The sequence below is a fragment of the Ensifer sp. D2-11 genome, assembly GCF_054161295.1.
The window spans coordinates 458,135-472,785 of the sequence record NZ_CP096434.1; the positions used below are offsets into that span (position 1 = coordinate 458,135).

Sequence of the window (14,651 nt, forward strand, 5' to 3'; positions counted from 1 at the left end):
AACAAGCGGCTTGACCTCACCTATGAATCTCAACAGGCCTTAGTCTAGTGCAGGAAGTCCAGCCGAACTACGCAGGTCACCGATGTTGGGAGGCCGTCGCGGCAAATGCACTGCGGATGGCCTGTTTGGTGAGCATCGGTGCAACCTGCAAAAAAGCGGTCTGGCGATTGTCGGGCTCTCTAACGCGCCAATCTTGACTGGTTCGAGCGGGTAACTTCGTGACGGTCCCTTCGCCAACCCCGGCCTGTCTGCGATGTCGTACGTGCATGCCACGGATCGAGATGCCAGTGGTGCACGCAAAGGTCCGGACAGAAGCTTATCTGTGAATTGACGGGGTGCCTCATGAGCAGGCCGGATGTGGCGAACTGCGCTCTTGCTCAGAGCGCAGTTCGTGCCTTGAAGCGATCAGAGGTCCGTCACGCGCTCCGGATCGGCGGAAGCCAGCGCCGCGGCACGCTCGGGCTTCGGCGGATAGATCCAGACAGTGTTGATCTCCTGCTTCGTCGCCTTCGCTTTTTCGCCGACCATCTCCACCTCGCGATCCCAGCCCCGGGTGAAGAGGGCTCCGGCATCGCCGAGGTCAAGGCAGGTGACATAGGCTTTCTGATGATATTGCCGTGGCGGTACGCCTAACAGTTCGGCAGCGGCATTGTTGCCCGCGAAGGCGCCCATGCGTGTGGCGTGCTGGCACGACATCAGTGCGTAGTTGCCGCAGTCGTCGCAGGCAGCGCGCGCGGCATCCCCGGTGGCGAAGACGCCTGGCACGGACGGTACACGCAGGCAGCCGTCGACCAGCAGCCGGTCGAACTTGTCACGTTCGCCGGGAATTCTAGTGGTGACCGGATTGGCCCGCATGCCTGCCGCCCAGATCACCGTCATGGTTTCGATATGCTCGCCAGTACTCAGCGTGACTCCGGACTTGTCGAGCGATGAAACTCCGGCGTTGAGCCGCGTCTCTACGCCGAGCCTGCGCAGCGCGTCCTCAATGATCGGGCGAGCGCCTTCACCCATGTCAGGGGCGACCGTGCTGCTGCGGTCGATGATGATGACGCGCGGATTGGCGGTTTTGTCGAATAGGGTCCGCAGCCGCGAAGGCATCTCGGTCGCCGCCTCGATACCTGTGAAGCCGGCGCCGGCAACGACGATGGTGTCACGCGCGGCCGAGGCCGGCATCTTCGCAAGCTCGTGGAGATGGCGATCGAGGGCAATGGCGTCATCGACATTGTCGATGCTGAAGGCGTATTCGGCGAGGCCCGGAATATTCGGACGGAACAACCGGCTGCCGGTGGCGAGCACAAGGCGATGATACTGAAGGGTCTTTCGTTCACCCTCGGCGTTGACGACCTCTACGGTGCCGGCCTTCGTATCAACCGCCTCAACACTACCCTGCACGTAGGCGATATCGACGGCGTCAAATACATTCTGCAAAGGCGCCGTCAGGGTCTCGGGGTTCGGCTCGTAAAGCCGTGGGCGGATGACAAGCGTCGGTTCCGGGGATACCAGCGCGATTTCAAGCTCTTCGGGCGAGACGCCTTCGATATCGCGCAGACGGGCTGCGGAAAGTGCGGCGTACATGCCGGCGAAACCGGCGCCTACAATCACAAGTCTCATAATGTTTACTCCGTGTCCTGTGGTTTCGAAGGGCGCGCGCCGCCGTTGCCGCTCCGGATGGGAGACGATCGATGGCGCGCGGGTTGGTGAAGTGATGTTGCTCAGGCCCTGACGAAGGCCAGTATGTCGGCGTTGACGATATCTGCATGGGTCGTGCACAGCCCATGCGGCAGCTTCTCGTAGATCTTCAGTGTCGCGGCCTTAATCAGCTTCGCCGATAACGGAGAGGAGGTGCCGATCGGAACGATCTGGTCGTCATCGCCATGCAACACCAACGTCGGCACGGAGATGCTCTTCAGGTCTTCGGTGAAATCCGTCTCCGAGAATGCCTTGATACCTTCGTAATGCGCTTTGGCGCCGCCCATCATGCCCTGACGCCACCAATTTGAGATGACCGCTTGCGAAGGTTCGGCACCCGGGCGGTTGTAGCCGTAGAATGGACCACTCGGAAAATCGCGATAGAACTGCGAACGATTGGCGGCCAGTTGGCTGCGTAGTCCGTCGAATACTTCGAGCGGTAGACCGCCGGGATTGGCGGCGGTCTTCAGCATCAAGGGCGGCACTGCCGCAATCATAATGAGTTTGGCAACGCGGTTCTTGCCAAAGCGCGCGACATACCGCGCGGCTTCACCGCCGCCGGTCGAGTGACCGACATGGATCGCGTTACGAAGATCGAGGTGGTCGATCAGTGCGGCGACGTCGGAGACGTAGTGATCCATGTCGTGACCCTCGCTCGCCTGGCTTGATCGGCCATGACCGCGGCGATCGTGAGCGATCACGCGAAAGCCTCTGCCGAGGAAGAAGAGCATTTGATTATCCCAATCATCAGAGCTGAGCGGCCAGCCATGGTGAAAGACGATGGGTTGCGCGGACTTCGGTCCCCAGTCCTTGTAGAAAATCTGAACGCCGTCGCTGGTTGTAATGGAGGTCATTGCATTGATCCTTTGCACATATTTGTTTTACGCCGCCCATCGAAGTGAAGGGGCAGTGGCTAAAATCGGCCATGCTGGCCACTCCAGGTCGCCGCACCGCGATCGACCCGCAGTCCGAGCCCAGACCATCCCGTGTTTCGCCAGGATCAATTGGCATGGGCGCAACGATGGTTTAGCGGAGCAGAACTGCGGCTGCGCCAGAGGGATTGGCGCCATTAAAGCGCAATTGCGGTTAAGCGATCGCGCCGACGCACATAGGCCGGTCCCTGTCGGTCAGCTTTCGAAAGAGTGGTTGAGACTGGAGGCGCAGGAAAAACGGGAATGCGGCCGAGCCATACCCGCGGGCGTGCGGGCATAGTCGTCACGCGGTCGAGCCGATTGAATCGTAGAAAAACGCGCTGTTTCGGAATGTAAAACGAGGACGAGAGGAACTTAACCGTCAGCCGTGGCTGCGCCGCCACTCGGTCGGTGTTTCGCCGGTCAATTTGCGGAACGCAGCTGCAAATGCTGTTTGCGAGTTATAACCGAGAGAGGCTGCGACCGAGGCGACCGAATTTGCAGGATTGCGCAGCATGTTTATGGCTTGCTCAAGCCGATATTGACGCAGCCAGTTGTGCGGTGAGAGCCCCGTGCTTTCCTTGAAAGCGCGACAGAAATGAAAACGTGACAGCCCGGAATCAGCTGCGAGGGCGGCGAGGGAGACGTCCGCATCGGCGTCGGACCGCAATCGATCGATGGCCCGGCGCAGCACATTCGGTGCTAGGCCGCCGACCGCCGGTTGATAGCTCGGCGCCTTGCCCGTATGTGCAGCCAGCAGGCGCGTGGCCAGAAGATCAGTCAGCTGTTGCCTGAAAAGCGTATCCAGTGCCCTATTGCCTTCCAGGACATCGGCTGCGCTCAGGAGCAACCGAGATGTAATGGGGTCCGGATGCGCCGTTCGCTCCAGAAGATCGGTCGGCGTGAAACTATCGGTTGCCTCGGCAATGCGTGTCAGTGTCGTGTGAGGGAGATAGAGCTGAACGACATCAACCGGCTTCGGAATATCCCAGCGGGAGCTCGATCCAGCCGGGATGATTATCACAACCCCACGACGAAACGTGCCACTCTCGACCGACCTTCCGGACCGCCGTTCCATGCGCTGTATCGTGCCGTTGTAAGCCATGACGACGTGGTCGGTCATGGGCTCGACGACGTCATGCAGGGGGCCATGGTTCCAATGAGCAATTGCACCGCCGGAGGGATCCGCCGCGAGATGAATAGGTGCTGTCCGCAGAACGCGCGACATCTCGGTTGCAGGTGTGTGATCGGCAACCCGCACGCCGTCTGCGGTCGCGTCGGCTGAATCATCTGCCTCGCTCTCGCGGGAATTGCAGGAGCAAGGCGCGCTCATAATTGCGCGCTCGTTGACTGACGCTGCTCACATATGACCCCGCCAACAATCGCAGGATCATTGGGGATGCGCGTGTGATGGCCGACACTGTCAGTCCTGCTACCCATGAGATCCCCAATGTCGCGGTGCTTTGGTTTTTCGCGCGTTGTGACGCAGGGAAAATATAAGAACGCCCGGAGGGGGGAAATCTATTCTCCAGGATAGGTTGCCTTAGCGATTGGACCTCGTTCTCGATCACGCGGTCTTCAGCGTCCCGCGATGCGACACTCGCGGCAAGCACTACAGCGCCGCGCGTCTTATCAGACGCGCAAAGGTCGCTGTAGTACTTTGATCTGCTGCATGTTTTTGCCCTTTAATCGGATAGGATTAAAGGAAACATGCAGTAGACGGCCTATTGCGAGGGTGTTCACCCTCTCGCCCGTTTGCTGAACGTGCGGTTCCGCTCTAAGTCTTTGAAGCTACGCACTTCCGATGGAAAACCGCTACACGCTTTCCTGAAGTGCTCTAATCCGCAATGATGTCGCGGGCGACCTCGGTGATGCGGCGTTTGCCGCAGAGCGCCATGGTCGTGTCCATCTCCTTGCGGATGATGTCGAGCGCGAGTGTCACGCCTTCCTTGCCGAGCGCGCCGAGGCCGTGGAGGAAGGGGCGGCCGATATAGGTGCCTTTGGCACCGAGCGCGATCGCCTTCAGGACGTCGGAACGAATGCCGCCGTCGAGGTGTACCTCGATCTGGTCGCCACGGCCTCGACGATGCGCGGCAGCATGCTGATCGAGGAATGCGCGCCATCGAGCTGGCGGCCGCCGTGGTTCGAGACGATGATTGCGTCGGCGCCGGTCTTCTCCGCCATTTTTGCGTCTTCCGGATCGAGAATGCCCTTGAGGATCAGCGGACCAGCGCCAGCCGCACAAATTCCTGCCTCTCTCCCATGACCGGCACCTCTTTCCACGGCATGGACAACCTCCTCTCGAAGCCAACCCATGCCATTATGAGCGTGTCAGCCATCTCCCCGAACACCTGTCAGTCATGTGTCCGGGCTAGACAACGAGCACAGGGATGAGGCGATCAAACCAGCGGTGACGGGGAACACCAGACAGGATCCCCGACAGTCTTCAGTCAACTCTCGACATGATGTCTTCTACAAGCGATGGGTGTCTCCCTGAATAACCGGCGTTATCGACTGTGGTCCATCCACCGTTCCCGTCATCGACAATACGGCTCCGCATTCCCCCCGCCTTCGCAATGACGTCGTAGTCCTGACCGGCATCCGCGGGATAGGAAAATGTCATTACAAGTGGTTCCAGGCCGACGTTGACAGAACGATGGATCCAAAAGGGTGGCACATAGCACATAGTCCTCGCGCGCATCTCGATCGTGCGAATCTCGCCATGGGGCGATTCCAGCAGCATCACGCCTACCCCAGCCTCGCCATAATACATTTCCGGCCGATTGGGCCTCGCATGGATGTGGCCCCGCGTCATGAAATACTCGTCACCGATCTTCCCAGGCTCCATGCGCGTGACGCCGATGATGATGTCACCCCCATTGGCCGATGGCTTGTAGTCCGTAACCTCATAGGCGACATCATCACCGCGGGTTTCGATAAGCGCTTGATATGCGCTCTCGTCCCGATACAGCCCTGCAAGATCCCGGAAGGTTTTGACATAGCGGTTCGTCGCGCCCTTCAACTGGCCTGTTGCAACATCGACCTGACAGACTCCCGGCTCAAACAATATCAACACTTTTCTCCTGTTCTCTAATTTCGTAGCAAAACTACCAAAAAAAATTGCGAGCGCAAGTCCCCAGCGCCTGCTGCAGGCGAAACGTGGGCATTCGCGCCTTGTTGCAGCGCACGATTTGTCACTTATGTGGTATAGTATCAAAAATGGGGGTTAATTTTGCTTGACCAATGTCGAAGTCTGTAATTAAACTACGGAATGGAAGCCGAAACCGCTTCCTGTCTCATGGAAATCGGAGGAGTTACCCATGAAGAAATCAATCGCAGGATGCATGTTGGCCCTCATGGCGAGCGTTGCTTCCGCTGGCATCGCAAACGCCGCCGACTGCAAGGTTGGCATCGCCATGTACACGCTTGGCGCACCTTATTTCGCCGCTCAGGTGGCGGCAGCGGAAGATCAGGCCAAAAAGGCCGGTTGTGAAGTTACCAGCGCCGACGGCCAGAACGACATGACCAAACAGATCGCGGACGTGGAAGACATGGTGGCGCGCGGCGTTAATCTGTTGATCCTCAACCCGCGCGATCCGGAAGGCCTTGTCGCGGCCGCAGACGCTGCAACGGCAGCTGGCGTGAAGGTCGTCGTCATGGACTCCTCCATCAACACGAAGGCCAACGTCGTCACCCAGGTTCGCTCTTCCAATGACCAGAACGGTGTGCTTGTCGGCCAATGGCTTGCCAATGCCATGAAGGGCAAGCCGATGAAGATCATCCTTCTATCGGGCGACAAGGGTAACGAAGTGGGCCGCGATCGGCGCCTCGGCGTTTTCAAGGGCCTTGTCGAAGGCCAATTGGTCAACGACGGCAAGGTCAGTTTCGAAGTCGTGGGCCAGGGCTGGGGTGGCTGGGCCCATGAAGGTGGCCTCGCCGCGATGGAAGACCTCCTGACTGCGCATCCGGACGCCAATGTCGTTCTTGGCGAAAACGACTCGATGGTGCTTGGCGCCATGAAGGCTCTCGAGGCACAAGGCAAGACAGATGTTCTCGCGCTTGCCGCTGCGGACGGCCAGAAGGAAGCATTGGCACTGATCAAAGAAGGCAAATACGGGGCAACCGGGCTTAACGACCCGGACCTGGTCGCGCGTACCGCGGTCGATGTCGGGCTCAAAGCAGTCAACGGCGAACTGCCAGCCGACTTCCCGAAGCTCAATCTGACGACACCGGCCGTCATCACCAAAGAAAACGTCGACAAATATTATCGCGCCGACGCCGTTTTCTGATCTGCTCCTCCCAGGAGGCTGCAAAGCCGCCGCGGACTGGACAACGGGGCTCCTGCCTCGTTGTCTGCAGCCATTGTTAGGAGGGCCATGGTGACCGAACTTGCCAATCTGAAATCAATCTCCAAGTCCTTCGGGGGCATTCACGCGCTTCGGTCCGTGAATTTCGACGTGCGGCCGGGGGAGGTTCATGCCCTTCTCGGCGAAAACGGTGCTGGAAAATCCACCCTTATGCGCGTTCTGGGTGGCGAGATTATCCCCAGCCAGGGAGAGGTCGTCATTAATGGAAAGCGGACCGAGCTTCGCGATCCTCGAGACGCACGCGCACTTGGCATCGTCGTGATCCACCAGGAGCTTGCCCTTGCCCCTGATCTCAGCGTGGCAGAGAACATTTTTCTCGGAGAGCTACCGACCCTTATTTCCCGATTCAGCCTGCGAAGACGCGCAAAACAGCTGATCGACCGTCTGGGTTTCGATATCGATCCCGGGCGCCTTGTCGGCACCCTGTCCGTCGCCCACCAGCAGGTGGTCGAGATCGCCAAGGCGCTTTCGCAGGACATCAAGATCATCGTCTTCGACGAACCGACCGCAGTGCTCGGTGCTCAGGATGCGATGAAACTGCACCAGATCATCCGGGGCCTGCGCGATCGTGGAGTCGGCATCGTCTATATTTCGCATCGCCTCGATGAAGTGTTCGATATCGCGGATCGAATGACAGTAATGAAGGATGGGGAGACGGTCGGAACAGTCGCGACGACGGACGTCAAGATCGACGATATCATTCGCATGATGGTCGGCCGGCCAATCGCCAACATGTTCCCGGAGCGCTCGCAGCGCACCATCGGCGCCGAACTGCTCAACGTGAAAAAACTCAATGCGGGCCGGATGGTTCGCGATGTCAGCTTTTCTGTCCGCGCCGGCGAGATCGTCGGGCTTGGAGGCCTGATCGGATCAGGCCGCACGGAAGTCGCACGCGCGATTTTCGGCGCTGATCCGCTGGACAGCGGCACGATCAGCCTCAAAGGGAAGGCCCTCAAACTCAAATCGCCCAGAGACGCGGTGAAGGCCGGTATCGGGCTCGTCCCGGAAGACCGCAAGGAGCACGGCGTCGTCATCGACAAGCCGATCCGCGTCAATGCAACGATGGCCAGGATGTCGTCGGTCGTGAATGCCTTGGGCTTCCTCAAGCCAGCCTTGGAGCGCACCGACGTCACCGCACTTGGCAAGAGCTTGCGGCTCAAGGCTTCCAGTATCGATGCACCGGTTTCCAGTCTGTCGGGCGGCAATCAGCAGAAGGTCGTGCTGGCGAAATGGTTTCACGCCGGTGGCGACGTTATCATTCTGGACGAACCCACACGCGGCGTCGATGTCGGCGCGAAGGCCGAAATCTATGCTCTGATCAACAAGCTCGCCGAAGACGGCAAGGCAGTTCTGGTGATTTCCTCAGAACATCAGGAACTCTTTGGTCTTTGCGATCGCGTTCTGGCAATGGGCCAGGGGCAGATCCGAGGCGAACTGACACCCAGCAACTACTCGGAAGAAAATCTGCTTGGCCTGTCGATGATGGGCGGAGCCAGAGCGAGCAACCAAGGCAGCCAGGTATGACCCACACAACAGACACAGTGATGCCGCAGGAACAGAAGGGTTTTGTCGACTATCACTCCATCGTTCAGCGTTTCGGGACCCTGGCGATCTTTCTCGTGCTCGTCGCCGTAGCGACCTGGTGGTCGGACAGTTTTCTCACTCGCGGCAACCTCCTCAACGTATTGCGGCAGGTTGCCTCGACAGCCGGCATCATGGCCGTCGGCATGCTGTTCGTCATCCTGACGCGCGGCATTGACCTTTCGGTTGGATCGGTCATGGCCCTGGGTTCCGTACTCACGGGCTACTTCTGCGCGATGTTAGGCTATGGCACCGGGGCCACCATTTTTCTTGTCTTGTTGTGCGGCGCTGCCTGCGGCCTGGTAACGGGCGGTTTCATCGCGTATCTCAGGCTGCCGTCCTTTGTCATGTCGCTTGCCATGATGGCAGTCGCGCGCGGCCTTTCCCTGATCATTTCCGAGGGGCGACCAATTCCGCTCAGCGATGCGGGCGCAGCTTTCAGCAGTTTCGGTTCCGGCTTCGTGCTGGGCATTCCCCAACCAGTCATTTTGATGTTCGCAATCTATATCGCCGGCGGTGTCGTCCTCAACTTCACCCGGTTCGGACGCGTCATTACGGCAATCGGTTCCAACGAGGAGGCTGTCCGACTCTCCGGTATCGCCGTCCCGCGCTATATCGTCGCCGTCTATGTGATCTCCGGTTTGCTCGCCGGTTTGGCAGGTATCATCGCCGCGAGCCGCACAGGCGTCGGCTCTGCTCAGGTCGGCATCGGGGCCGAACTCAATGTGATCGCCGCCGTCGTCATCGGCGGGGCGAGCCTGATGGGCGGGAAGGGCGGCGTCATCAACACGCTGCTTGGCGCTTTGGTCATGGGAATTATCACCAACATCATGAACCTTGCAGGCGTACCCGGCTATCACCAGCAGGTTTATATGGGAGCGATCATCGTCGTTGCCATGCTGTTGCAGTACAGCACCGGCTCTCTGAAGCGATGAAATCATTCTCCGGCAGATAACGACGTAACAGTTACAGAGCCCAGCTTAATGAGACGGGCGGCATGAAGGCCGCCCTTCGACCGGTCCACGTCGCGAAAATTCTCGCATGTGATTAATTGTCACGACAGCTGTCCTAGCAAAGGTAACCAAATGACGCAGATGCTAACAGGAGACGCCATGCGAGCCATCGTGCTCCATGCCCCGGGCGATATACGGCTTGAAAAGCGGCCAAAGCCGGTGGCCGGCCCCGGAGAGGTCCTGCTGCGCGTCGCATCCGTCGGCGTGTGTGGGTCGGATCTGCCCCGCATGCTGGTCAAGGGCGCATGGAAGATGCCTCTCATCACAGGCCACGAGTTTTCCGGCCATATCCATGCGCTCGGTGAAAACGTCGAAGGCTGGGAAATCGGCGAGCTGACCGCTATTGCGCCGCTGATGCCGTGCAATCAATGCATAGAATGCAAGACAGGCAATTTTTCCCGATGCCGCGACTATGATTACTTCGGTAGCCGCCGCGACGGCGCTTATGCGGAATTTGTCGCCGTCCCCGTCGAAAATCTCATCAAGACACCGCAGCACGTCGATCCCAGGGCTATCGCCATGACCGACCCTGCCTCGATCGCTCTCCATGCCATCTGGAAGGGCGGCGGTATAACGGCCGGCCAGACCGGGGCCGTCGTCGGGTGCGGCCCGATCGGCCTGTTCGCGATCCAGTGGATGCGCATCATGGGGGCCTCGAGGGTGATCGCCGTCGATGTCACGGAAGAGAAACTCGCCTTGGCGCGTCAGGCGGGCGCCGATCTATGCATCCTGTCTGCCGATTTTGCCGACAACAAGGAACGAGCCGATCTTGTGATCGAGGCCGTCGGTATCGATTCGACGATCAACGCTGCCGTCATGCTGGCTGCGCCGGGCGGACATGTCACGTTTATCGGGATACCTGTCCCCGATGTGAAGCTGTCGAACGCGACGTTCCAGAGATTCCTGCGTCAGGAAGTTTCACTGCACGGCTCGTGGAACAGTTTCGGTGCGCCTTTTCCCGGCCCGCAGTGGACGACAACCGTCCAAAAATTCGCGACCGGGGAACTGAAGTGGGAATTCATGATCTCGCATGATCTCGACCTTGCCGAACTGCCTGGTATCTTTCAGCGCTTCGCGGCGAAGGACCTGCACTTCTCGAAAGTGCTGTTCCGCCCCTGATCGTTCGGGAGACGGTGGGGCAAACAGGGAGGCAAGGTTAGGGATGGTCGCAGTTCTCAGTCTGGATTTTGGAACCGGCGGCGCGAGGGCAGCGATCTTCGACACGCAGACGAACCACATCGTTGCGCGTGGCGAGGCGCCTTACAGAACGCAGCATCTTCCGCCCAACCGCGCCGAGCAGAATCCTGAAGACTGGATGACCGCGCTCGTCTCGCTCGTCCCCGATGTCGTTGCAAAGGCGGGTTCGCCCGATATCGCTGCGGTTTGTGTAGCGACCTTCGCCTCGACGGTTGTACTCTGCGACCGGTCTGGCAAGCCGATTGCCCCTGCCGTCCTCTGGATGGACGCACGCGCGGCCGACGAAGCCGCGTTCACTGAAACCGTGGACCACCCCATTCTCGCAGACAGCGGTGGTTCGGATGCGGTCGAGTGGCTGGTCCCGAAAGCCATGTGGTTCGCGCGCCGAAAGCCGGACCTCTGGGCGCGCACGGAAGTCATTTGCGAGGCTCTGGATTTCGTCAATCACAGGTTAACCGGTGTATGGTCCGGCTCTCTGATGAATGCCACATGCAAGTGGAACTACGATAGCCGGAACCGCAAATTCTGCGAGGATCTCTATGCTCTGCTCGGCGTGCCGGACCTTGGTGCCAAGCTTCCGCAGCGAATTGTGGACATCGGGGACGTCGTCGCTCCCATGCTTCCCGAGATGGCACGTACGCTTGGCATTCCGGGTAATCCTGTCGTGGTGCAGGGTGGCATAGACGCGCATATGGGAACATTCGGTGCCGACGCGGTGACGCCAGGCTCCATGCTGTTCATCGGCGGGACATCGAATGTCCACCTCACGCAGGTACCGGATGACGGGCGTAATATCCGCGGGGTCTGGGGTCCTTACCCCAACGCCTTGACGCCCGGCTTGCGAATGATAGAGGGCGGCCAGGTCTCGGCTGGTTCCATTCTTCAGTGGCTGAGCAACACCATCTTCGGGCTTGATGATGCCGGCTTCCGATCACTTTGCGCGGCCGCTGACGCAATCGAGCCGGATTCCACCGGGCTCCTGGCGCTGGATTATTGGATGGGCAACCGTACACCCTACCGGGATGCACGGCTGCGGGGCGCCTTTTTGGGTTTGTCGCTGTCTCACGACCGGGCCAGCATCTACCGTGCTGCTGTGACTGCGGTCGCACTCGGGGCGGCCAATGTCGTCTTCGATCTGGAAAAGCAAGGGGTGGCGATCGACCGGATCGTCATGTCTGGCGGCATCATGAAAAACCGTCTCTGGCTCGAGGCGACCATCGATGCAATAGGTAAGCCCGTGGAGCTTGCGCTCGATGACAACCTGTCGCTGCATGGCGGCGCCGTCGCCTGTACGGTGGCGCTTGGACTGTTTCCAGACCTGACGACCGCGGCGCATGCGTTGCGCGCGCCTGTCGTGAAAAGAACGCCCGATTTCAATCGTCATAGACAATATCTCGCTATGCTTGCCGACTACCGCGAAGCAACGGATGTCCTGACGCCCGTCTTCCATAGGCTTTCCGGTAACGTCGAAAGCACACGGACGGAGAGAGTATGAAAGACGAAAGCGAACGCGTCAGCAATCGCCTGCCGATGGACGAAAGCCGCGAGCACCTGATGGTCAAGGTTGCGCGCATGACCTACCAGCAGGAACTGAATCAGTCGGAAATCGCTGCTGAGACCGGGTTGAACCGCTGGCAGGTTAGCCGTCTCCTGCAGGAGGCGCGCGACCTCGGCATCGTGCGCATCGAAATCATTCCACGCTCGCCGCGCCGCCCCGACCTGGAAACCGCCTTGCAACAAACCTTCAACCTGAACGATTCCGTCGTGGTTTCCAGCGACGGCGAACAGGCGCAGAGTTTGGACACCGTCGCTCAAGCCGCCGGCCAGTACATTGCTTCTATCAAATCAAATGGCGCAACCGTGGGCGTTTCCTGGGGGCGTACGATGGGCGCCGTTGCCCATTGGCTTCCGCTTCAATGGAGCGATGGCGGCGAGGTCGTACAGATCAATGGAACGGTCGCACCCATTTCCGGCGTCACGTATCATAACGATGTCGCCGGGATCTTCGCACGCAAGGCAGGTGCCCGCCTTGTGCCGCTGCCAGTGCCGGCAATTGTCGGCCAGCGCGTCACCCGTGAGGTGCTCGAACGCGACCGGATCGTCGCCGATGTTCTGACCAAGGCGCGGTCGGCACAAATTCTCATTTTTTCTTGCGGAAGCCTGAGCGAGGAATCGGTCCTTGTCCGCTCGGGCAACATTTTGAGGGACGAACTGGCCACGCTTCTTTCAAAAGGTGCGGTGGGCGATGTCCTTGGCCGTTTCATCGATGGCAATGGCGAGATCGTCGACGCGGAATTGGATGCCCGCACGATCGGCCTTTCGCTTTCCGATCTGAAGACGAGTGGAAAGGCTATCGGCATCGCGGCCGGTAGCGAAAAATTCAACGTCGTCCTTGGCGTGCTTCGCGCCGGCCTGGTCAATGTCCTCGTCACCGACGAGGCAACAGCGACATTCGCATTGGAGCACGCATGAGTGTCGACCATTCTCAAGGCTCTCTGCCCAATATCGCCCGTAACCGGCTACCGCGCTCGGACCCGAGATTTTCGAGGGTCACGCCATCGACCGGCCCCGGGTGAAGGGGGCTCCGGCTTCCCCGAGGTCAAGGCAGGTGACATAGGCTCTCTGATGATATTGCCGTTTGCTGATCGGGCGGTTCCGCTCTAAGCCTTTGAAGCTACGCACTTCCGATGGAAAACCGCTACACGCTTCCTGCACCTGCTACTCGGCGATGATGTCGCGGCCGACCTCGGTGATGCGGCGTTTGCCGCAGAGCGCCATGGTCGTGTCCATCTCCTTGCGGATGATGTCGAGCGCGAGTGTCACGCCTTCCTTGCCGAGCGCGCCGAGGCCGTAGAGGAAGGGGCGGCCGATATAGGTGCCTTTCGCACCGAGCGCGATCGCCTTCAGGACGTCCTGGCCGGAACGAATGCCGCCGTCGAGGTGTACCTCGATCTGGTCGCCGACGGCCTCGACGATGCGCGGCAGCATGCTGATCGAGGAATGCGCGCCGTCGAGCTGGCGGCCGCCGTGGTTCGAGACGATGATTGCGTCGGCGCCGGTCTTCGCCGCCATTTTTGCGTCTTCCGGATCGAGAATGCCCTTGAGGATCAGCGGACCGCCCCAGCGCTCCTTGATCCACTCGACGTCCTTCCAGGAAAGCTGCGGGTCGAACTGCTCGTTCGTCCAGGCCTGAAGCGAGGAGAGGTCGGCGACGCTCTTGGCGTGGCCGACGATGTTGCGGAAGGTGCGGCGGTTGGTGCCGAGCATCTTCATGCACCAGCCGGGCCGCGTCGCCATCATCCAGAGGTGTTTCGGCGTCAGTCGCGGCGGCGCGGACAGGCCGTTGCGAAGGTCCTTATGGCGCTGGCCGAGGATCTGCAGGTCGAGCGTCAGGACGAGCGCGGAACACTTCGCGGCCTTGGCCCGGTCGATCAGATCGAGCACGAACTCGCGCTCGCGCATGACATAGAGCTGGAACCAGAACGGCTTCGTCGTCACCGAGGCGACGTCCTCGATCGAGCAGATGCTCATGGTCGAGAGCGTGAAGGGAACGCCGAACGCCTCGGCCGCCTGAGCCGCCAGCATCTCGCCGTCGGCATGCTGCATGCCCGTCAGGCCGGTGGGGGCGAGCGCGACCGGCATCGAGACCTTCTGTCCGATCATCGTCGTTTCGAGCGACCGGTCGGACATGTCGACCAGCACCCGCTGGCGCAGCTTGATCCCGGCGAAATCCTCCTCGTTGGCGCGGTAGGTTCCCTCCGTCCATGCGCCGCTGTCCGCATAATCGAAGAAAAGCTTCGGCACGCGCCGTCTGGCCAGGGCCTTCAGGTCCCGTATTTCGAGAATCTGCGTCATGGATCGGCCTCATCGAGTGAATGACAGCCGAGCCCTTA

11 protein-coding genes and 1 pseudogene are annotated in these 14,651 nt (G+C 60.0%); 6 read left to right on the forward strand and 6 right to left on the reverse strand.

Annotated elements, in window-relative coordinates:
- Positions 1-405 precede the first annotated feature (405 nt).
- The 5 genes and pseudogenes from M1D34_RS19390 to M1D34_RS19410 all read right to left on the reverse strand — a co-directional run bounded on the left by M1D34_RS19390 (position 406) and on the right by M1D34_RS19410 (position 5,673).
- Positions 406-1,611 (reverse strand): NAD(P)/FAD-dependent oxidoreductase, encoded by a 1,206-nt coding sequence (locus M1D34_RS19390; protein WP_498783752.1) that lies wholly within the window; start codon positions 1,609-1,611, stop codon positions 406-408.
- Between the two features lie 101 nt (positions 1,612-1,712).
- Positions 1,713-2,543: an alpha/beta fold hydrolase gene (locus M1D34_RS19395; RefSeq protein ID WP_498784310.1), complete on the reverse strand. Its 831-nt coding sequence runs from the start codon at positions 2,541-2,543 to the stop codon at positions 1,713-1,715.
- Positions 2,544-2,982: 439 nt separating this feature from the next.
- Positions 2,983-3,933 (reverse strand): helix-turn-helix domain-containing protein, encoded by a 951-nt coding sequence (locus M1D34_RS19400; RefSeq protein WP_498783754.1) that lies wholly within the window; start codon positions 3,931-3,933, stop codon positions 2,983-2,985.
- A 504-nt stretch (positions 3,934-4,437) separates the two neighbouring features.
- A pseudogene (locus tag M1D34_RS19405) lies at positions 4,438-4,829 on the reverse strand (alpha-hydroxy acid oxidase); the annotation flags it as partial.
- 217 nt (positions 4,830-5,046) lie between these two features.
- Complete coding sequence (locus M1D34_RS19410; protein ID WP_498783756.1) at positions 5,047-5,673, reverse strand: glucose-6-phosphate isomerase; 627 nt, start codon at positions 5,671-5,673, stop codon at positions 5,047-5,049.
- Between the two features lie 247 nt (positions 5,674-5,920).
- On the opposite strand from M1D34_RS19410, the gene M1D34_RS19415 reads away from it, so the two are divergent.
- The 6 genes from M1D34_RS19415 (at position 5,921) to M1D34_RS19440 (ending at position 13,230) form a co-directional block, all read left to right on the forward strand.
- Positions 5,921-6,889 (forward strand): sugar ABC transporter substrate-binding protein, encoded by a 969-nt coding sequence (locus M1D34_RS19415; protein ID WP_010975981.1) that lies wholly within the window; start codon positions 5,921-5,923, stop codon positions 6,887-6,889.
- Between the two features lie 87 nt (positions 6,890-6,976).
- Positions 6,977-8,491: a sugar ABC transporter ATP-binding protein gene (locus M1D34_RS19420; RefSeq protein ID WP_010975980.1), complete on the forward strand. Its 1,515-nt coding sequence runs from the start codon at positions 6,977-6,979 to the stop codon at positions 8,489-8,491.
- A 20-nt stretch (positions 8,492-8,511) separates the two neighbouring features.
- Complete coding sequence (locus M1D34_RS19425; protein WP_017265602.1) at positions 8,512-9,483, forward strand: ABC transporter permease; 972 nt, start codon at positions 8,512-8,514, stop codon at positions 9,481-9,483.
- Positions 9,484-9,660: 177 nt separating this feature from the next.
- Positions 9,661-10,680, forward strand: coding sequence for a galactitol-1-phosphate 5-dehydrogenase (locus tag M1D34_RS19430; protein WP_498783759.1), 1,020 nt, complete (start codon positions 9,661-9,663; stop codon positions 10,678-10,680).
- Between the two features lie 43 nt (positions 10,681-10,723).
- Positions 10,724-12,253, forward strand: coding sequence for an FGGY-family carbohydrate kinase (locus tag M1D34_RS19435; RefSeq protein WP_498783761.1), 1,530 nt, complete (start codon positions 10,724-10,726; stop codon positions 12,251-12,253).
- Positions 12,250-13,230: a sugar-binding transcriptional regulator gene (locus M1D34_RS19440; protein WP_498783762.1), complete on the forward strand. Its 981-nt coding sequence runs from the start codon at positions 12,250-12,252 to the stop codon at positions 13,228-13,230. The genes M1D34_RS19435 and M1D34_RS19440 overlap by 4 nt, the downstream gene beginning before the upstream one ends.
- A 246-nt stretch (positions 13,231-13,476) precedes the next feature.
- Here M1D34_RS19440 and M1D34_RS19445 read toward each other — a convergent pair whose 3' ends face one another.
- Positions 13,477-14,613: an alpha-hydroxy acid oxidase gene (locus M1D34_RS19445; RefSeq protein WP_003535911.1), complete on the reverse strand. Its 1,137-nt coding sequence runs from the start codon at positions 14,611-14,613 to the stop codon at positions 13,477-13,479.
- Positions 14,614-14,651 lie beyond the last annotated feature (38 nt).

What these genes read in the sequence shown, in the direction of transcription:
- M1D34_RS19390 (WP_498783752.1), bottom strand. Translation starts at nt 1,611, where the DNA reads ATGAGACTTGTGATTGTAGGCGCCGGTTTCGCCGGCATGTACGCCGCA.
- M1D34_RS19395 (WP_498784310.1), bottom strand. Translation starts at nt 2,543, where the DNA reads ATGACCTCCATTACAACCAGCGACGGCGTTCAGATTTTCTACAAGGAC.
- M1D34_RS19400 (WP_498783754.1), bottom strand. Translation starts at nt 3,933, where the DNA reads ATGAGCGCGCCTTGCTCCTGCAATTCCCGCGAGAGCGAGGCAGATGAT.
- M1D34_RS19415 (WP_010975981.1), top strand. Translation starts at nt 5,921, where the DNA reads ATGAAGAAATCAATCGCAGGATGCATGTTGGCCCTCATGGCGAGCGTT.
- M1D34_RS19420 (WP_010975980.1), top strand. Translation starts at nt 6,977, where the DNA reads ATGGTGACCGAACTTGCCAATCTGAAATCAATCTCCAAGTCCTTCGGG.
- M1D34_RS19425 (WP_017265602.1), top strand. Translation starts at nt 8,512, where the DNA reads ATGCCGCAGGAACAGAAGGGTTTTGTCGACTATCACTCCATCGTTCAG.
- M1D34_RS19430 (WP_498783759.1), top strand. Translation starts at nt 9,661, where the DNA reads ATGCGAGCCATCGTGCTCCATGCCCCGGGCGATATACGGCTTGAAAAG.
- M1D34_RS19435 (WP_498783761.1), top strand. Translation starts at nt 10,724, where the DNA reads ATGGTCGCAGTTCTCAGTCTGGATTTTGGAACCGGCGGCGCGAGGGCA.
- M1D34_RS19440 (WP_498783762.1), top strand. Translation starts at nt 12,250, where the DNA reads ATGAAAGACGAAAGCGAACGCGTCAGCAATCGCCTGCCGATGGACGAA.
- M1D34_RS19445 (WP_003535911.1), bottom strand. Translation starts at nt 14,613, where the DNA reads ATGACGCAGATTCTCGAAATACGGGACCTGAAGGCCCTGGCCAGACGG.